General features: G+C 70.1%; 16 protein-coding genes. 12 read left to right on the top strand and 4 right to left on the bottom strand.

Annotated elements, in window-relative coordinates; translation table 11 throughout:
* The first annotated feature begins 183 nt into the window (after positions 1-183).
* The 6 genes from ACH4U7_RS01500 to ACH4U7_RS01475 all read left to right on the top strand — a co-directional run bounded on the left by ACH4U7_RS01500 (position 184) and on the right by ACH4U7_RS01475 (position 8694).
* Positions 184-1473, top strand: coding sequence for an ABC transporter substrate-binding protein (locus ACH4U7_RS01500; protein WP_398526003.1), 1290 nt, complete (start codon positions 184-186; stop codon positions 1471-1473).
* A 52-nt stretch (positions 1474-1525) separates the two neighbouring features.
* Complete coding sequence (locus tag ACH4U7_RS01495; RefSeq protein WP_398526002.1) at positions 1526-2464, top strand: carbohydrate ABC transporter permease; 939 nt, start codon at positions 1526-1528, stop codon at positions 2462-2464.
* A gap of 14 nt (positions 2465-2478) precedes the next feature.
* Positions 2479-3306 (top strand): carbohydrate ABC transporter permease, encoded by an 828-nt coding sequence (locus ACH4U7_RS01490; RefSeq protein WP_385609775.1) that lies wholly within the window; start codon positions 2479-2481, stop codon positions 3304-3306.
* Complete coding sequence (locus ACH4U7_RS01485; RefSeq protein WP_398526001.1) at positions 3303-4394, top strand: LacI family DNA-binding transcriptional regulator; 1092 nt, start codon at positions 3303-3305, stop codon at positions 4392-4394. Before ACH4U7_RS01490 ends, ACH4U7_RS01485 begins: the two co-directional genes overlap by 4 nt.
* A 74-nt stretch (positions 4395-4468) precedes the next feature.
* Entirely contained in the window at positions 4469-6412 is a 1944-nt protein-coding gene (locus tag ACH4U7_RS01480) for a cellulase family glycosylhydrolase (RefSeq protein ID WP_398526000.1), read from the top strand.
* 2 nt (positions 6413-6414) lie between these two features.
* Positions 6415-8694 (top strand): glycoside hydrolase family 3 N-terminal domain-containing protein, encoded by a 2280-nt coding sequence (locus ACH4U7_RS01475; protein WP_398525999.1) that lies wholly within the window; start codon positions 6415-6417, stop codon positions 8692-8694.
* Between the two features lie 27 nt (positions 8695-8721).
* Here the strand turns inward: ACH4U7_RS01475 and ACH4U7_RS01470 are convergent, their stop codons facing one another.
* Complete coding sequence (locus tag ACH4U7_RS01470; RefSeq protein WP_398525998.1) at positions 8722-9351, bottom strand: ROK family protein; 630 nt, start codon at positions 9349-9351, stop codon at positions 8722-8724.
* On the opposite strand from ACH4U7_RS01470, the gene ACH4U7_RS01465 reads away from it, so the two are divergent.
* Together ACH4U7_RS01465 and ACH4U7_RS01460 are read left to right on the top strand one after the other, a co-directional pair.
* Positions 9341-10330: a hypothetical protein gene (locus ACH4U7_RS01465; RefSeq protein ID WP_398525997.1), complete on the top strand. Its 990-nt coding sequence runs from the start codon at positions 9341-9343 to the stop codon at positions 10328-10330. The genes ACH4U7_RS01470 and ACH4U7_RS01465 overlap by 11 nt on opposite strands.
* Positions 10331-10429: 99 nt before the next feature.
* Complete coding sequence (locus tag ACH4U7_RS01460; protein WP_398525996.1) at positions 10430-10642, top strand: hypothetical protein; 213 nt, start codon at positions 10430-10432, stop codon at positions 10640-10642.
* A 78-nt stretch (positions 10643-10720) separates the two neighbouring features.
* Here ACH4U7_RS01460 and ACH4U7_RS01455 read toward each other — a convergent pair whose 3' ends face one another.
* Positions 10721-12754 (bottom strand): family 20 glycosylhydrolase, encoded by a 2034-nt coding sequence (locus ACH4U7_RS01455; protein ID WP_398525995.1) that lies wholly within the window; start codon positions 12752-12754, stop codon positions 10721-10723.
* A 142-nt stretch (positions 12755-12896) separates the two neighbouring features.
* On the opposite strand from ACH4U7_RS01455, the gene ACH4U7_RS01450 reads away from it, so the two are divergent.
* Positions 12897-14783: an alpha-L-fucosidase gene (locus ACH4U7_RS01450; protein ID WP_398526435.1), complete on the top strand. Its 1887-nt coding sequence runs from the start codon at positions 12897-12899 to the stop codon at positions 14781-14783.
* 73 nt (positions 14784-14856) lie between these two features.
* Positions 14857-15510, top strand: a complete 654-nt coding sequence (locus ACH4U7_RS01445; RefSeq protein WP_398525994.1) for a class I SAM-dependent methyltransferase — start codon at positions 14857-14859, stop codon at positions 15508-15510.
* Positions 15511-15549: 39 nt separating this feature from the next.
* Here ACH4U7_RS01445 and ACH4U7_RS01440 read toward each other — a convergent pair whose 3' ends face one another.
* Complete coding sequence (locus ACH4U7_RS01440; RefSeq protein ID WP_398525993.1) at positions 15550-15921, bottom strand: hypothetical protein; 372 nt, start codon at positions 15919-15921, stop codon at positions 15550-15552.
* Positions 15922-16075: 154 nt separating this feature from the next.
* Here ACH4U7_RS01440 and ACH4U7_RS01435 point away from each other — a divergent pair, with 154 nt between their 5' ends.
* Together ACH4U7_RS01435 and ACH4U7_RS01430 are read left to right on the top strand one after the other, a co-directional pair.
* Positions 16076-16765: a DUF6882 domain-containing protein gene (locus ACH4U7_RS01435; protein ID WP_398525992.1), complete on the top strand. Its 690-nt coding sequence runs from the start codon at positions 16076-16078 to the stop codon at positions 16763-16765.
* Between the two features lie 42 nt (positions 16766-16807).
* On the top strand, positions 16808-17368 hold the full coding sequence (locus tag ACH4U7_RS01430) for a GNAT family N-acetyltransferase (RefSeq protein ID WP_398525991.1): 561 nt from the start codon (positions 16808-16810) through the stop codon (positions 17366-17368).
* A 78-nt stretch (positions 17369-17446) separates the two neighbouring features.
* Here ACH4U7_RS01430 and lysA read toward each other — a convergent pair whose 3' ends face one another.
* On the bottom strand, positions 17447-18781 hold the full coding sequence (lysA, locus tag ACH4U7_RS01425) for a diaminopimelate decarboxylase (protein ID WP_398525990.1): 1335 nt from the start codon (positions 18779-18781) through the stop codon (positions 17447-17449).
* Between the last annotated feature and the right edge of the window lie 3 nt (positions 18782-18784).

The raw sequence follows: 18784 nt of genomic DNA, 5'->3' as shown, positions 1-18784 counted from the left end.
CCCTAGCAATGTTGCATCTGCCATGCGCATTTTACGGAGTGTGCACTGCGTCACGCGGGCCACGCCCGAGGAAGATGCCACATCCAAAGGCTTGACCGGAGGCGAAGCGGCTCCTACATTCCTCACACCCTCGAGGTAAATCGATTAACCACTCGTTAACCGCCTGGTTGGAGACACCCCGCAGTGCACTCACCGCTGACTAGGCGCGGCCTCCTCGCCGCCGGTTCCGGCCTCGCCGCCACGACCGTCCTGCCTGCCCTGTCCGGCTGCTCCCTGGTGGCCGCGGCGGACTCCGATCCCGACACGCTCGTCGTGCACAGCCAGCTGGGCACCACCGCACCGGGATCGCCCACCTACCTCGCGTCCCTGGACCGTTTCCGCAGGGAGAATCCGGGGCTCAAGGTCAAGAACCTCATCAACGGCGACGACCTCGCGCAGGTCTACGAGACCTCACGGCTGGCCCGCAAGGAGCCGGACGTGGTGATGGTCAACCTCTATGACAAGACGCTGGCTTGGACGGACGTCGGCGCCACCGTCGACGTCAAGGGCTATATGAACGACTGGGGGCTGCGCGAGCGGGTGCGCCCGGAGGCCCTGGCCGCGTGGACCGACGCCAAGGGCAGGCTGCGGGCCTTCCCCTACTTCGCCACCAACTGGCCGATCGCCTACAACAGGGCGCTGCTGGACCGGGCGGGCGTCGACGCGATACCCACCACGGGTGACGAGCTGATCGCCGCGTCCCGCAAGCTGCGCGCCAAGGGGATCGCGCCCGTGACCGTCGGTGGCAACGACTGGACGGGGCAGAAGCTGCTGGCCCAGATCATTCAGACCTTTCTGACCGAGGACGAGGCCCGGCACGCCTACTCCACCGGGGACTTCGGCAGCCGGGGCGCCCGGGAGGGGATCGACTACTTCGTAACGCTGCGGGACGCGGGCGTCTTCGCCGACAAGGCGCAGGGCCTCACCTCGGACTTGATGACCACGCAGTTCAACACACAGTCCGCGGCCATCGAGTCGGCGATGTCTTCGGCGCTGGCGAAGGTGGACGAGGAGGTGGCCCGGCACACCGAGGTCGGCGGCTGGCCACTGACCGACGGCGCCGCGCACGACAAACCCACCATCCTGCGGACGTACACCCTGATCGGGTTCTGGATCAGCCCGAACGGTGTCAAGAAGATCGACGCCGTCGAGAAGTTCCTGCGCTTCATGTACCACCCCGACACCGTCTCCCGGTTCATCAAGGAGAGCGGCCGAGACATGGCGCTGCGCTCCGACACCGTCAGCACGGACTTCCCCCTGGTCGCCGCCGCGCAGCGGCTGGGCTCCAGGGTGAGCCAGGTGCTGCTGCCCGACGTATACGTCCCGCCCGCCGCCACCCAGCCGCTGATCACCGCGACCAGCACATCCTTCACCCGAGGCACCAGCGCCGCGAAGGTCCGAGCCGCACTCGAAACCGCGTACCGCTCCGCGTGACCCGCCCGCCCGCTCACTCAGTTCCTTAAGCCCACCTCACGGAAGCCACCTCATGACGACGCTGACGTCGACCCCGGGCGGGGCCACGATCCGCCACCCCGCTCCGCCCTCCGCCACAACCGGTTCGCGCAACGCCCGGCAGGGCGGCACGATCCTCGCCGTCCCCGCGCTGATCTGGTACGCGATCTTCATGATCGGTCCGGTGATCGCCATCTTTGTGATCGCCGCCCTGCACTGGCCGGGGATGCTTCAGCCGGTGTCCTTCGCCGGTCTCGACAACGTCCGCACGGTCTTCGACGACCCTGTGTTCTGGGACGCGGTGAACAACACCGCCGTCCAGCTGGCCGTGGCGCTGCCGATCATGATCGTATGCGCCTATATGCTGGGCTACTACGTCGCGCAGAAGCCCCCCGGGCACCGTGTCATCCGCTATCTGCTGTTCATCCCCGGTCTGATCTCCACCCCCGCCAAGGCCATGGTGTTCTACGCGGCGCTGTCCCCGGACGGGCTGGTCAACGGCGCACTGCAGTCCGCGGGGCTCGGTTCGCTCACCGATGCCTGGCTCGCCTCACCGTCGACGGCCCTGGCCTGTCTCATCGCCCTGGACATATGGAGCGGGATCGGCTTCACCGCCGTCCTGTTCGCCGCCCGGCTCGACAGCGTCCCGGACGAACTCGGCGAGGCGGCGCAGCTGGACGGGGCCGGACACTGGCGGACCATGTGGCGCATCCACTTCCCCGTGATCCGCGACTACGTCGGCGTCGTCGCCATGCTGCAGTTCCTGTGGACCCTCTTCGGCTCGGCACAGCACGTTCTGCTGCTCACCCAGGGCGGTCCCGGCAGCTCGTCGACAACGCTGTCGTTCCTCGTGTACCAGAAGGCGTTCATCGCGGCCGACCTGGGTTACAGCCAGACCGTCGGCGTCATCCTCTTTCTGGCCGGGCTCGTCGGGCTGCTCGCCATCCGCCGTGCGTTTCGCCAGAACTACTGATCGGAGCGGTCACCATGAAACTCAGCAAACGCTGGCTGCCCGCACACCTTCTGGTGTGGACCTACGCGGTGCTGCTGATCGTGCCGCTCTACTACTTCCTCGCCTCCGCGTTCAAGAGCAACGAGGAGATCTTCGCCCATCCCTTCGCGCTGCCGGACTCGCTCGGCTTCGACAACTTCCGGACGGCGTACGACAGCGCATCCCTGGGCCAGGCCATCGTCAACTCGGCGCTGGTGACGGTCCTTTCCCTGGCGCTGACCCTGCTGCTTGCGCTGCCCGCGTCGTTCGCGCTCGCCCGGTCGACCGGGCGGCTGGCCTCGGCGATGGAGAAGGTGTTCTCGCTCGGCTTTCTGATCCCGACGTTCGCCGCGCTCTTTCCCACGTTCCTGCTCGCCGCGGCCACCGGGCTGTTCCATACGCAGCTCTTCATGGTCCTCTTCCTGCCCGCGACCGCGATGCCGCTGTCGGTGGTGATCCTGGTGCAGTTCATGCGCACCATCCCGAGGGAGATGGAGGAGGCCGCCCGGATCGACGGAGCGTCGACCTACACGGTGCTGCGCCACATCTACACGCCGATGTGTCTGCCCGGCATCGCCACCGTGATCCTCCTGAACTTCCTGACGTTCTGGAACGAGTACCTGTACTCGCTCGTCATCATCGGCCCCGACCCCGACCAGCGCACCGTCCAGTCGGCCCTGCCCACACTCAAGGCGATCACCGGCACCGACTACGGTGTCCTCACCGCGGGCACCGTACTGACCCTCATCCCCGTATGGATCGTCTACACGGTGCTGCAGAAGCGTATGCAGCAGGCGCTCATCAGCGGCGCGGTGAAGATGTGAGCGCGCCCACCGGGAACGCGGCCACCGGGAACGCGCCCACCGGGAAGCAGGGCCGTCGGCCCACCATCAAGGCGGTGGCGGCCGCCGCCGGGGTGTCGACGGCGGCCGTGTCCCAGGCATTCCACGGCAAGGGCCGGCTGTCGGAGCCGACCAGGCAGCGCATCCTGGACACCGCGGGAGAGCTCGGCTGGTCGCCGAGCGCCCCCGCGGCCGCCCTGCGCAACGCCCGCACCCGCACCCTCGCGCTCGTCGTACGGCGCCCCACCGATGTGCTCGGCGCCGACCCGCACTTCAGCGAGCTGATCACCGGTATCGAGGGCGAACTGGCGCCCCGCGGCTACGGTCTGCTGCTGCATCTGGTCGCCGGAGCACAGGAGGAGAACGCCCTCTACCGGCAGCTCACGGCCGAAGGCCGGGTCGACGGAGCCGTGCTGACGGACGCGCGCACAAACGACCCGCGCCCCGCACTGCTGGCCCGCCTCGGCCTGCCCGCCGTACTGCTCGGTCCGCCCGACCGGGCCGGCGGGGTGCCGAGCGTCGGCCTCGGCCACCAGGGCGCCGCCGTCGAGGAGGTCGTCCGCCACCTTCTCGACCTCGGACACCGGCGCATCGCCTATGTGGCGGGCCCCGCCGATCTCCAGCACACCCGGCTGCGGCGCGGTTTCTTCGAGACGGCGCTCAAGGCGGCCGGTCTGCGGCCGTACGCGGTGCTGCACACCGACTTCACCGAGGTGTCCGCCGTGGCCGCGACCCGGGCGCTGCTGGACACCCCCGACCGTGCCACGGCGATCGTCTACGCCAACGACTCCATGGCGGTATGCGGCATCGGCGCCGCCCAGCGCGACGGTCTGCGCGTCCCCGACGACCTGTCGGTGGTCGGCTATGACAACCTGCCGCTCGGCCGCTGGCTGCACCCGCGGCTGACCACGGTCGACCAGCAGGTGCAGCGGGTCGGCGCGGCCGCCGCCCGGCTGCTCCTGGCCCGCTGCGGCGAGGACGTCGAGGAGTCCGTGCTCGACGACCGACCGCGTCTGGTCGTCCGCGAGTCCACCGGGCCCGTCCCCGTCTCCCCCGTCTCTTCCTCCTGATGCCCTCGGCGCCACTGACACCCGACAGATCCACGAGCATCCCCCACACCGCACCACGAGATCCGAGAAGGACCATGCGACGCCACAGCGCCCAGCTCACCCACCACCCCGCCGTCCTGCCCTGGCTCGGCGCCAACTTCTGGTCCCGCACCGGCGGGCCCCTGATGTGGCGCGACTACGATCCCAAGACGGTCCGCGCGGAACTGCGGGTGCTGCACGAGCACGGCCTGACCATGACCCGGTCGTTCTTCTACTGGCCCGATTTCCATCCGCAACCGCACCGCATCGACGAGGCCCTGTGCGAACACTTCCGTGACTTCCTCGACGCCCACAGCGAGACGGGCATGGGGACGGTGCCCACCTTCATCGTCGGACACATGTCGGGCGAGAACTGGGACCCGGCCTGGCGCGGGGGCCGCGATCTGTACGAGGACGTGTGGATGGTCGGCCGCCAGGCGTGGTTCGTATCCCAGATGACCCGCCGCTTCAAGGACCACCCGGCGGTCACGGGCTGGCTCATCACCAATGAGATGCCGGGATACGGCCGCGTCTACCAGGTGGATCCGCCCTCCTCCGAGGTGGTGACCGCCTGGGCGCAGGCCATGTGCAACGCCGTACGGGCCGCCGGTGGCACCCAGCCCGTCTCCCTCGGCGACGGCGCGTGGGGCATCGAGGTCACCGGCCGCGACAACGGCTTCTCGCTGCTCGAAACCGCCGAGTACATCGACTTCGTCGGCCCGCATGTGTACCGCTCCGACACCGACCGGCCCCGTCAGCATCTGCGCGCCGCCTTCGAATGCGAACTGGCCTCGGTCACCGGACACCCCGTCGTCCTGGAGGAGTTCGGCCTCTCCACGGACACGGTGTCCGCCGAGAACGCGGCGGTCCACTACCGGCAGACCCTGCACAACTCGCTGCTCGGCGGAGCGACGGGCTGGGTCGCCTGGAACAACACCGACTACGACGATCTGTGGGACCGCTCGCCGTACGACCACCACCCCTTCGAGATGCACTTCGGCATCACCGACAGCACCGGGGCCCCGAAAGCTCCGCTGCTCGAACTCGCCGAGTTCGCCAAGGTGTTGGGGGCGGTGGACTTCACGCGCTGCCGACGCGCCGACGCAGGAGCGGCGCTGGTCGTGCCCGCCTTCCTGGAGCGCGGCTACCCCTACAGCAGGCCCGCCGACCGACCGCTGATCTTCACTTCCCTGCACCAGAGCTATGTCGCCGCCCGCGCCGCCGACCTGCCGGTGGGCTTCACCCGGGAGGCCGACGGCCTGCCCGGCGACGCGGCCCTGTATCTGCTGCCGGCCACCCGTCAGCTCACCACACGCACCCGGCGTGAGCTCGAACACCGCGCCCACGAGGGCGCCACCGTCTATCTCTCGTTCTGCTCCGGCGAACACCCCGGCACCCGCGGCCCGTGGTTCGACGACCTGGACGGGCTGTTCGGCGTCGAGCTCCAGCTCTCCTACGGTGTCGCCGAACCCATCGAGGACGATGTCCTGGAGATGACCTTCACCGACGACTTCGGCGGGCTGACCGCGGGAGACACCCTGCGCTTCCCCGTCGCGGGCAACGAGGACAGCCGGGCGTATCTGCCGGTCCTCCCCCGCGATGCCCGTGTCGTCGCGGTCGACGCACACGGCCGGCCCGCCCTCCTGGTGCGCGACACCGGACGCGGCCGCACCGTCCTGGCCACCTACCCCCTGGAGCACATGGCCGCCCGTACCGCCCGCGTCAACCCGGAGGAGACCCACCGGCTGTACGCGGCGCTCGCCGACGTGGCCGGGGTCCGGCGCCCGGTGACGGTCGACAGCCCGTACGTCGGTGCGGACGTCCTCGTCCACCAGGACGGGCGCCGCTTCGTCTGGCTGGTCAGCCAGAGCTCCGCAGAGCTCACCGTCCGCCCCGTCGCCGACGGCACACTGCACGACCTCACGTCCGGCGCGCCGACCGCGGGTGTCACACTCGCCCCGTACGGTGTCTGCGTCCTTGAGCTGAAGTGCTGGAGCTGAAAGTGACCGATCACCTCTACCGCGACCCGTCCGCACCGGTGCCGGAGCGGGTCCGCGACCTGCTGGCGCGTATGACGCTCACCGAGAAGGTCGGCCAGGTCAACCAGCGCATGTACGGCTGGGACGCCTATGAGCGCACGGCCGACGGCCACCGGCTCACCGACGCCTTCCACGCCGAGGTCGCCACGTACGACGGCATGGGAGCCCTGTACGGGCTGCAGCGGGCCGATGCGTGGTCCGGTGTCGGCTTCGCCGACGGCATCACGGCGGCGGACGGGGCCCGGGTGGCCGACGCGGTGCAGCGTCACGTCATGGAGAACACCCGGCTGGGGATTCCGGTGCTGCTCGTCGAGGAGGTCCCGCACGGCCACCAGGCGCTGGACGGCACCGTGTTGCCGGTCAACCTCGCCGTCGGCGCCACCTGGGACCCCGAGCTCTACGAGGCCGCGTCGGCCGCCGCCGGCGCGGAACTACGGGCACGGGGCGGCCATGTGGCGCTCGTCTCGGCCCTCGACCTGGTGCGCGACCCGCGCTGGGGCCGTGCGGAGGAGTGCTTCGGCGAGGACCCGTATCTGGCGGCCCGGCTCACCGAGGCGTTGGTACGGGGCATGCGCACCGCCGGGGTCGCCGTCGTGCTCAAGCACTTCGCCGGCCAGGGGGCCACCGTCGGCGGGCGCAACAGCGCGGCCACCGAGCTGAGCGCCCGCGAGTTGCACGAGATCCATCTGGCGGCGGCCCGGGCGGGCGTACGGGCCGGCGCCGCCGGGGTGATGGCGGCCTACAACGAATTCGACGGCCTGCCCTGTGTCGCCAACCCGACGCTGCTGACCGAACTCCTGCGGGATCAATGGCGGTTCGAGGGGATCGTCATGGCGGACGGCTGCGCCGTCGACCGTCTGGTCCGGCTCGCGGGAGACCCGGTGGCCGCGGGTGCCCTGGCCCTGAACGCCGGATGCGATCTGAGCCTCTGGGACGCCTGCTATCCGCGGCTTGCCGAGGCGGTCGAGCGGGGGCTCGTCGCGGAGCGGACCCTGGACACCGCCGTGACCCGGGTCCTGGCCCTGAAGTTCCGCCTGGGCCTCTTCGACCAGCCTTCCGCGCATGCCGAAGCGCCTGGGGACCAGCGCTCCGGTCCGAGCGAGCTGAGTGAGCGCATCGCCCGCGCGTCGATCACGCTGCTCGCCAACGACGGAGGGGTCCTGCCGATCGCACCATCGCCCCGCCGGATCGCCGTCCTCGGCCCGAACGCCGACTCGATCGCCCAGCAGATCGGCGACTACACCGCGCCGCAGCGGCCCGGCTCCCACCACGTCACGGTGCTGGACGGCATCCGGTCGGCCGCACCGCCGGACACCGAGGTCACCTATGCGCGGGGGTGTGAGCTGGTGGGCGGCGACCTCTCCGGTCTCCCGGAAGCGACCGCGGTGGCGGCAGCGGCGGACATCGCGGTGCTCGTCCTGGGCGGGTCGAGCGCCCGGTCGGGCGACACCGTCTTCGACTCCAACGGCGCGGCCGTCGTCACCTCCGCCAACCCAGTGGACATGACCTGCGGAGAGGGCGTCGATCTGGCCGATCTACGCCTTCCCGAGGGGCAGTTGGCGCTTATGGACGCGGTGGCGGCCACGGGCGTGCCGGTCGTCGTGGTGCTCGTACAGGGCCGTCCGCACGCCGTGCCCGACCTTCCCGGCACCGCGGGCGCCGTGCTGAGTGCCTGGTACCCGGGCCCGTGGGGCGGCCGGGCCGTCGCCGACGTGTTGTTCGGCGCGGCGGAACCCGAGGGGCGGCTGCCGGTGTCGGTGCCGACCTCGGCCGCCCAACTGCCCGTGTTCTACAACGCCAAGGATCACGGCTACCGCGGCTATGCGGACCAGCCCGCCACCGCCCGATACGCCTTCGGCCACGGTCTGTCGTACACCACCGTCGCCTACGCGCCACCACGGCTGTCACGCGCCCGCGTGACCCCGGACGATCCCGCCCTCACCTGCCGGGTCAGCGTACGCAACACCGGGGAGCGGCCGGTGCGTGAGACGGTCCAGCTCTACGTACGGCGGCTGTCGGGCGGGTCCTCGTGGCCCCGCATACGCGAGCTGCGTGGATTCGCCCGCCTCGAACTGGGTCCCGGGGACGAGGCCGACGCCGTGTTCGAGATCGACGCCGACACCCTCGGCTCCGTCACCCGGGACCTCGGCCTTGCCGTCGAACCGGGGGAACTCCTCGTGGAGACCGGGCCGTCATCCGACCGGACGCAGGGGGCGAGGCTGTTGATCGCGAGCCCGGGCTGATCGCCCACTCGTACGGCTGGTCGGCGGCTATATCGGGGCTCGTGCGAGATGCGCGGCTCCGAGGAGTTCGGCGTTTTCGGCGAGCCGGCCGAGGGTGAGGGTCAGCGCGCGATAGGCCCCGTCGGGCATGTGTCGGCGCAACCCGTCGTGAAGGCCCTCCATGACGGGAGCGGCGGCGGGGCCGAGTGTGCCGTCCACGACGATCAACTCGGGGTTGAGCATGACGCAGGCGGGGGCGAGGTGGCGTCCGACGAGGCGGCCGAAGTCGTCGAGGACACGGCGGACGGTCGCCTCGCCCTGCGCGGCGAGGCCGAAGGTGTCGTAGATGTTCACGTCCGGGCCGAACAGCGGGCGGGCGGCTTCCAGGACGTGGTCGGTGGTGGCGACCACGCCGAGGCATCCACGGGCTCCGCAGCGGCACATGGGGCCGGCCGAGTCGACATGGAGATGGGACAACTCGCCGGCCAGGCCGTTCGCTCCGCGCACGAGCTGCCCGTTGACGATGAGCCCGGCGCCCATTCCGGTGACCAGTTTCAGATAGATCACGTGGCGCCGCCCGCGTGCCGCACCGAACGCCAGCGCGCCGAGGGCGGCGAGGTTGCATTCGTTGTCGATGGTCGCGGGCACCTCGAAGGTCCTGGTCAGATTGGGTGCCACATCCCTGAACAGCCACGCGGCCGCGGGCGGGCGGCCCGAAGGCCGCGGATCGGGTGCCGACTCGAGCCGTGCGAGCCCGGCCACCTCCGCCGGACAGGTGACCTTCGGCCCGCCCCGTTCGCCGGGGGTGAAGTACTACCGCGAGTTCATGCAGTGGGCCACCGCGAAGGGTGTCCCGGTCGACTTCGGCAGCGCCCACGGCTACGAGACCGACACGGGGACGGGGCCACAGGGCCCGGCGTCGTTCTTCCGGCAGAACCGCGCCGACACGCCGTCCGGCATGCCGCTCCACATCTCCGAGACCAACGTCGCCGCCGACCTCGGCAACCCCGCCCTGGACCGGTCCGACGCGGCGGCGAGTTTCCTCCGCACGATCATCGAGACCACTGGGGTCGTCGACGCCCTGGCCTACTGGTCGTTCACCGACATCTTCGAAGAGCTCGGCCAGGCCGACAAGCCGTTCCACGGCGGGTTCGGGCTGCAGACCATCCACGGCGTCAAGAAGCCCGCCTACCGCCTGCTCCAGCTCCTGCACACGGTGGGCGACCGCCGCGCGCCCCTGACCCTGTCCAACGCCCCGGCCACGGTGGGCGGCATCGCCGTCACCGGCAGCGCACACGGTGGCGGCAGTGGCGGTGGCGGTGTTGATGTTCTGCTCTACAACCACGCGCTCGCCACCGGCGACGGCAGCGCCCCCGTCCCGGCCCAGCCCGCGACCCTCACCGTCACTCTGCGCGGCGTACGGCCCGGGGCCCGGGCACGGGTCCGGCGGATCGACGAGGACCACACCAACCCGTACCAGGAGTGGATCGAGCTCGGCTCGCCGGAGTATCCGACCCGCCGGCAGCTGCGTGACATCGAGCACGCGAGCGACGTCGTGAGCCGGCCCCTCGAACTCAAGGCAGACCACGGAACCGATGTCGCCCGCTTCGCCCTCACCCTGCCCGCCGAGGGCGTCGCCGCGGTCCACATCGGCTAATCCTTGGCGAGCACGCCGAGTTGTCCGGTTGTGCACTTTCCGTGGCCCAACATGCTTCATAGGCTCACGTCGGCCTGTTTGCCGCTTTCAGGAGGTGTCGTGCCTGACCCCAAGATGTACTGCTACACCTGCCAATCCGATGAGCAGCACCGTCGCCTCACCGCCGAGGAGAAGGTCTGGCTCAAGAACCGCACAGGCCGGAAGAGCGTCGAGGAGTTCTTCATGTGCACGGCGCCGGGCTGCCGCAATCTGCGGACCGGTTTCAACAAGCACCCCTTCGACCCCGTCATCCGCGTGCCCTTGCCCGACTGACTCCTCATGAGGCGCGGCGCCGTGCAGCAGACCAACGACCGTGTGCTGCACGGCGCCACCGTGAGTGCGGCGCTCCCCCTACCTGGCCACCGGGCGCAGCGCGGTCGGTGGCTGGGTGTCCGGGGGCATCTGGACGGCCAGGCCGTCAGTGTTCTGGGCGAGGGCGAGTTGGGAGATGGCGTTGACCAGGGTCACCGTGTCGCCTTTGGTGGTCAGCTGCCAGCGCTGGGTGCGGGTGTTGTCCGAGCAGGTCTGCTGGGTGATGGTGGCGCCCGCCTCCAGTGGTGCGCCGAGGTAGCGTCTGCCGCTGACCATGTCGAGGCAGTTGCCGGTGGTGGTGCCACCGCGGACCGCGCGGATGCGGTAGTAGCCGTCGGGGGTGGCCGAGAGCGCCCAGGTCGCGTCGGGGTCGGCCGCCAGTTCGGCCGGGGCTCCCTGCGTGGTGCCCGACGCGGTCAGCCGCTTGGTCGAGTCGGGGAGGGTGAGGGCGTAGGTGCCGTCCTTCAGCGGGAGGCGTGTCACGTTGTTCCAGCCGGGGGCGTGGCCGAGCCGGTCGGCGAGGTCGGCGAAGCCGGTGTAGGTCGCTGCGGATTTGGGACTGCCCCAGGTGGCCTGGGAGATGAAGCGCAGCGGCATGAACGCGTCGGCCTCGACCTCGTTCTCGGTCTGTTCGGACGCGAAGTCGGGCCACATGGTGATCTTGGCGCCGCTGACCTGCGGCTGGGCGCCGGTCAGTGTCTCCCCCTCGAAGCGCAGGGGTGTCCAGTCGCTGTCGTACAGGGCCTGGGTTCTCATTTTCGAGCCGCCGCGGATCAGATAGAGGGAGTAGGCGGAGTTCATGACCTGGTGGCCCTGGGCGAGGAGCGCGGAGGGCGGCTGCTTGGCCTCGGGGGTCCAGTGCTCGACGTCGATGTTCTTGTCGAGGGGGATGGTGTTATCGCCGGTCAGTCCGTCGTTCCAGATCCGCAGGGTTCTGCCGTCGGCCCGCACATGGGCGTTCACGCGGTTGACGAAGTCGATGAACGCGTCCTGGGGGGTGGCCGACGCGCCGTATCTCGCCTTCGCGTAGGCGGCTATCTGCGGGTAGGCGGCGTAGTCGGAGCCGAGCATGTACTCGTCGGCGCCCATGTGCCAGTACGGGGTGTCCCAGACGGTCAGGGCCTCGTCGAGGAGCCCGGTGTAGAAGGCGTAGGCCTCGGGCCGGGTGATGTCCAGCCGCGAGGGCGACTTGGTGCCGGAGGAGTCGGTGAGTTGCAGTTCGGGGTGGTTCTGCAGATAGGGGTCGATGTGTCCGGGTGAGTTGATCTCGGGTACGAGGGTGATGTGGTACTTCTTCGCCATGGCCGAGAGCTGTCGTATCTCGTCCTTGGTGTAGTAGCCCCAGAACTTGGTCTTCGGGTAGTCGTCGCTGGCGACTTTCGCCTCGATCCACAGCTGGTTGAGCTTCAGATACGACATCTCCCGCATCAGCCGCTCGAACCAGGGCATCGAGATGTGGATGTAGCAGGCGCACACTCCCACGCCGCGTTCGGGGTATTGGGGGACGTCGACCGTCCGGCCGCGCGGCATTGTGGTCTGGCCGTGGAGCATCTGCAGCACGGTGCGGGTGCCGAGGAACAGCCCGTCGTCGGTCGCTCCGGTGATCCGGACGGTGTCGGAGACGAGAAGTTCGTATCCCTCCGCGCCGAGTTCTCGGGCGCCGGGGTCGAGGCGCAGGACCAGATCGCCGGCGCGGGGCTCTCCCCCGGTGACCACGGGCAGTTTGAGGCCGGTGGCGGCGGCCAGGTCGTCGGCGAAGGTGGCCGCGTCGGTCTGGGCGCTTTTGGCCTGGGCCCGTTCAGCCGGGGCCTGTTTGACCGGGGCCCGTTTGGCCGCGGGCACGACGATACGGGAGCCCTGCCGCAACTGGAGGGTGCCGGATCCGGCGGTCCACCCCGTCAGCGCCGGTATCACCTCCGGTGTGGTCGCGGTGGGGGCGGCAGCGGCGGACACGGGGGTGTGCGCCGAGGCCGGCAGGGCCGGCGGTACGAACAGGGCCAGGGCGGCCAGAAGGCAGACGGCCCAGCGGCGGCGTCCGCGCGCGGCGCGCATTCGTTGGATCACTGTGTCCATCGGCATGAGGGTTGTTACCCACTTCCCAGCGGCGAACACGCTTACTACTCTCGTCGGCCATGACCGGTGTCACGGCATCGAGAGGCGAACACATCCGATGAATCTGTTCCGACGCTCGAGGAGAAGCGGTCTGCACCGCGCCATGATCGCCGCCGCGATCGCGGCACTGACCGGGGTGACGGCCCTGCCGCCCGCGACCGCCACGGCTGCCGCGGCCAAAGAGGAAAGCGGCGCAACGGGGTGTCAGGAGCCTGTGACGCCGGCGCCGGTCATGGCCGTGGAGGAGTGCGACAGTCCGGCGCGGATCGTCGAGAAGGCCGCGAACATCGTGCCGCGCCCGTCCCAGGTGGCCTGGCAGCAGCGCGGCATCGTCGGCTTCACCCACTTCGGGATGAACACCTTCACCGACCGCGAGTGGGGCTCGGGCATGGAGAAGGAGTCACGCTTCGCCCCGTCGAACGTCGATGTGGACCAGTGGATGCGTGCGTACCGGGCGATGGGGGCCAAGCAGGTCATCTTCACCGCCAAGCACCACGACGGCTTTGTGCTCTACCCCACCCGCTACAGCAACCACTCCGTGATCGCCAGCCCTTGGTGGGTCAGCACCGCGGGCTGCGACCAGGCCGGGGAGACCGCCGCCGCCCGCGCCGCGGCCGAACAGAAGCGTGACACCGACCCCTCCGCGTACTGGCGGGCCCGGGAGGCGGGCTGCGAACGGCAGGGCGGGGACATCCTCGGCACGTACGTCCGCGCGGCCCGTGCGGCGGGGCTGCGGGTGGGGGTCTATCTGTCGCCGTCCGACGGGGCCGAACTGCCCCGGGCGTGGCACAAGGACACCTACATCCCGGCGATCAAGGCCAAACCGGCCGACTCGCGCTCGACCGCCGAGAAGGCCACGCTGGAGGACGCGCCCGCGAGCCCGGCCGGCCAGGGCCGGTACGGCAACTCCAGCACACCCACGGCGCGTACGATCCCGACCCTGGTCCCCGGCGACGACCGGGCCCGCGCGGTGGCGCGGGGCACCCTGCCGACGTTCGAGGTCGTCGAGGACGACTACAACGCCTACTACCTGAACCAGCTCTACGAACTGTTCACCCAGTACGGGCCGATCGACGAGCTGTGGCTGGACGGCGCCAATCCATGGGCCGGTTCCGGGATCAGCGAGAAGTACGACTTCACCACCTGGTTCGCGATGATCAAGGCGCTGTCGCCGGACACCGTGGTCTTCGCCGGGCCGCAGGGCACCCGGTGGGTGGGCAATGAGGCGGGCGTGGCGCGGACCGGCGAGTGGAGCGTCGTACCGGCGACGGGCGACCCGGACACGGCGCACAACGAGGGGCTGATCCCCGGTGGCGCATGGGCCGAGGACATCGGTTCCCGGGCGGTGCTCGGCCGGTCCGATGTGCGCTATCTCCAGTGGTTCCCGGCCGAGGCGGACTCCTCGATCAGGCCCGGCTGGTTCTACCATCCCGGCGAGCGGCCGCAGTCAGCGGCCGAGCTGGTCGACAAGTACCGGCGATCCGTCGGACGCAACGCCGTGATGCTGCTCAACGCGCCGCCCGGCACGGACGGGCGGATCGCCGACGCCGACCTCGCCTCGCTCACCTCCTTCGGCACGGCCGTCCGCGAGACCTACCGCACCAACCTGCTGGCGCCCGGAAAGGACGCGACGGGCGCCGCGCTGTCCGACGAGGACCTGTCCACCGGCTGGTCCCCGGCGGGCCAGGCCACCACGGGCAGTGTGGTCCTGGACCTGCCCCGGGCGCAGAGCTTCGACCAGATCCTGCTCCGCGAGAACATCACCCGGGGCCAGCGGGTCGAGGAGTTCGCGGTGGACACCTGGGACGGCACCGGATGGGTGCAGGCGGCGAGCGGTACGACCGTCGGCTACAGCCGGATCCTGGTACTGAACGCACCGGTGCGCACCGACCGGGTCCGGATCCGCGTCCTGGCCGCGCGCGCCACACCGCAGCTGGCGACGGTGGGCCTGTACCGTACGGTCGCGCCGTCCTCCCCCAACCTCTCGTGACGCTTGACCTTGCCCAAAGGTGAAGGCCGACAGTGTCCGTGGCGACCAAGCCCCGGACGAGAGGGACATGCATATGGACGACAACGCCCTGCTGGCAGAGCAAAGGGCCTACTACAGGGCAGGCGCGGCCCAATACGATCGGCCCTACGTGGAGCGCGAAGAGCTGCGGAAGTTGCTGACCGTCGTCGATGAGCTCCCGATCGCCGGGGATGTGCTGGAGTTGGCCTGTGGCACGGGCCAGTGGACCCCGAGGCTCGCGGCGCGGGCGCGGTCGGTGACGGCGGTCGACGCGGCAGCCGAAGTGCTGGCCCTCGCTCGGGCCCGTACCGCATCCCCCACCGTCCAGTTCGTCGAGGCCGACCTGTTCGAGTGGCGGCCGCCACGGCGCTACGACACCGTGTTCTTCGCCTTCTGGCTCTCCCATGTTCCGCCGCGGCGGTTGCCCGAGTTCTGGAACACCGTGGCCGCCGCGCTCGCGCCGGGCGGCAAAGCGATCTTCATTGACGATGGCCCCGCCGCTGCCGCGGAGGAGAACATCCTCGCGAACCAGCCTGCGCCGGCCGCGCTGCGCCGACTCGACGACGGCAGCCAGTACCGCATCGTGAAGGTGTTCCACGACGCCCGAACACTCACGGACGACCTCACAGCTCTGGGGTGGTCGGTCCGTATCCGGCCCGTGGCCGGGAACTACATCGGCATCGCCGAGCCGCCGGCCGAGAAGCCGTAACCCCGGCGCGGTACGAACGCGCCGGGGCCGGCGACGGGCTCAGGACGTGGGCGTCAGCACCAGCTTGGCCTTATGGCCGGAGACCGACTTCACCGAGATCTTCAGGTTGTTGAGCCTGACGGTGCCGCCCGGGCTGGTGCTGCCGCTCAGGCGCCCGCCGCCGGTGGTGGTGGCCGACATCTTCACGGATCGGGAACTGACGTGCGTGATCCGCAGCTTCCCGAACCCGAAGCGGTGGCTGTTGACCTTGATGCTGCTGGGCGCCGACACCGTGGTCTTGCACCGCCCGTCGTAACACGGCCCGTGGGCGGCGGCATACGACTCCGTCGCCGTCAGGCCGAACCCCAGGGTGCCCGCCAACGTCAGCGTCGCCGTGGCCGTCGCGGCCCTCCGCCACATACCGGTGCTCATCAATGGAACCTCCTGTCTCCAAAAGGGGCATTTCCCGCGCGGCTTTTCTAACCCACCGGACGCGGGACCCCTCCCGCTGCACGACGACGTACGACCGGCCGGCCCACCGCCCCCGGACACGGCCCGGACGAGGCGGTCTCATAGGCTTGCGATCATGGTGAGTGAATTCAGTGACGCGTTCCTGCTGGAAGCCGAGCGGCACGCGGCCTGGGGCGCGGCACAGCTGGAAACCCTGACCGCGTTCGTTCCCGACGGTCCCTGGACCGCGGATCTGCCGTCCTGCACCTATCGGCAGGGTGAGCTGGAGATGCGGATCGCCGTGCTGGGCACCTTCGACATGGAGGAGCAGTCCTGGATGTGGGGCTGGGCGAACCCGGGACTGCGCGGGACCGAAGTGGTGTCCCTGACCGAGGGGGTCGAGCGGTACGGCAGGGCACATCGGATCGCCGAGCTCACCGAGGAAGTCCTCGACCTGTCCGGCTTCGCCGATCCCCGGCGCGCCGCCGAGATGCTGGCCTTCACGGGGATGGGTGTGGTGCGGGCTCCCGGCTATATCGGCATGCCGGCCGGTCCCGGCACGCAGGTCTACTTCCTGCCCGACGACCCGCAGATACCCCGCGCCGCCCTGGACCCCGTCGCCCTGCCACGGACGCTGCTCACCGGGGCGTCCCTGATCGGTCACTCGGCTCGCCACGCCGTGGCGGGGTACTTCGACCACCACGGCATGGCACAGCGGACCGACGGTGACCGCATCACCGCCGACCTGCCCAGCGGCGACTCGGTCGACATCGACTTCGATACGGCGGGCCGAATCGCCCACGTCAGCCTCAAGGTCTCGCCCTGATATTCGGTGGCGCGCCGGCCCCCCGATGGTGAAGATCGCGCCATGCCCAACTTCCTGGAGACCGAACGGCTCGCGCTCCGCGCGTTCACCGAGGCCGACGTCGACCACCTGCTCACGCTGGACAACGACCCTGACGTCATGCAATTCATCAACGGCGGTCGGCCGACGAGTCGCGAGGCAGTCCAGACGCGGACCCTGCCCCGTCTCCTCCACGACTATCCGTTCCTCGGCTCCCGTGGCTACTGGGCCGTGGAGGAGAAGGCCACCGACACCTTCCTGGGCTGGTTCGAGTTCCGTCCCCTCGACGACCACAGCCCCGCCGTGGTCGAACTCGGCTACCGGCTCAACAAGGCGGCCTGGGGGTGCGGCTATGCCACGGAGGGAGCCCGGGCCCTGATCGACAAAGGGTTCACCGACCTCGGGGTGGAGCGGGTCACGGCGAACACCATGGCGGTGAACACGCGGTCCCGGCGTGTGATGGAGAAGGCTGGGCTGTCGTTCCTCCGGAACTTCACCGGCGACTGGCCGGATGCGATCGAGGGCTCGGAGCACGGCGAGGTCGAGTACGAGCTCACCCGGGCGGAGTGGCAACGGCGCCAGTAGCAGATGTCAGCGGTTCGGGCGTAACCAGGCAGGTCACGCGCGCAACCTTCCCGGCGGCGGATCCGGTCGCGGCACGGGCTAGAGGCCCACGTCGCGATGGCGAATGTCCTCGAAGGACTCCCGGCGTACGAGGAGCCGGGCGCGGCCGTCCCGTACGGCGGCCACCGGCGGGCGGCCGACCATGTTGTAGGCCGAGGCCATGGACAGGTGGTAGGCGCCGGCGACGGGTACGGCCAGCAGGTCTCCGAGGCGTATGTCGCCGGGGAGTTCGACGGCGGTGGCCAGGATGTCACCCGCCTCGCAGTGCCGGCCCACCACGGTGACCCGGGTCGGCGCGGCGGTACTGTGCCGGCCGACCAGGCGCGGCGCATACCGCACTCCGTACAGCGACGGCCGCGGATTGTCGCTCATACCGCCGTCGATGGCCACGTATGTGTGCTCACCGGTGTGTTTGACCGACAGGACCCGGTACAGGGCGACGCCCGCCGGGCCCACGACGGCACGGCCCGGTTCGATGAACAGCCGGGGCACGGTGAGCCCGGCCGCCGCGCACGCCTCGACGAGCTCCATGCGTACCTTTCTGGCCAGCGTGGTCAGGTCGAGGGCTTCCTCCCCGGGCCGGTAGGCGATCCCGTGGCCGCCGCCCAGGTCCAGTTCGGGCAGGACGAGGCCGTGTTGTTGGTGCAGCCGGGCCATGAGCCCCACCATGCGCCGTACGGCGGACAGATACGGTTTGACGCTGGTGATCTGCGACCCCAAGTGGCAGTGCAACCCGGTCAGTTCGAGCTGGGGCTGGTCCAGGATCCGGGCGATCGCGTGCTGGGCGTAGCCGTCGGATATGGACAGGCCGAACTTCTGGTCGTCCGTTCCGGTGCGGATCTTCTCGTGGCCGCCCGCGCTGATGCCGGGCACCACGCGGACCATCACCTTCTGGTGGCCGTCGGGCCCGACGGCCGCGGCCAGCCGCGCGATCTCCGACGGGCTGTCGATAACGATGCGGCCGACGCCCAGGCGCAGCGCGGTCTCCAGGTCCCTCGGGGACTTGGCGTTGCCGTGCAGCACGATCCGCTCGGGCGGGAAGCCGGTGGTGACGGCGAGTTCGAGTTCACCGGCGGAGCAGACGTCGAGGCCCAGGCCCTCCTCGTCCACCCAGTGGACCAGGGCCCGGCACAAGAACGCCTTCGCCGCGTACAGGATCTCGGCGTCGGGGAAGGCGTCCCGGTAGGTGCGGCAGCGGTCGCGGACCTCGGCCTCGTCGAGGACATAGACCGGGGTGCCGAAGCGGTCGGCGATCTCGGTGAGCGGTACGCCGCCCACGGCGAGGTCGCCCCGGCGAGGTTCGCTGGTCGAGGCGGGCCACACCGAGAGGTCTGCCGAGGTGGCGGTGGTCGCGGTGGCGTGAACAGTGGTCATCGT

The sequence above is a fragment of the Streptomyces sp. NPDC020845 genome, from assembly GCF_044334165.1.
Taxonomy (GTDB): domain Bacteria; phylum Actinomycetota; class Actinomycetes; order Streptomycetales; family Streptomycetaceae; genus Streptomyces.
This window is presented reverse-complemented; position numbering and strand designations above follow the sequence as displayed.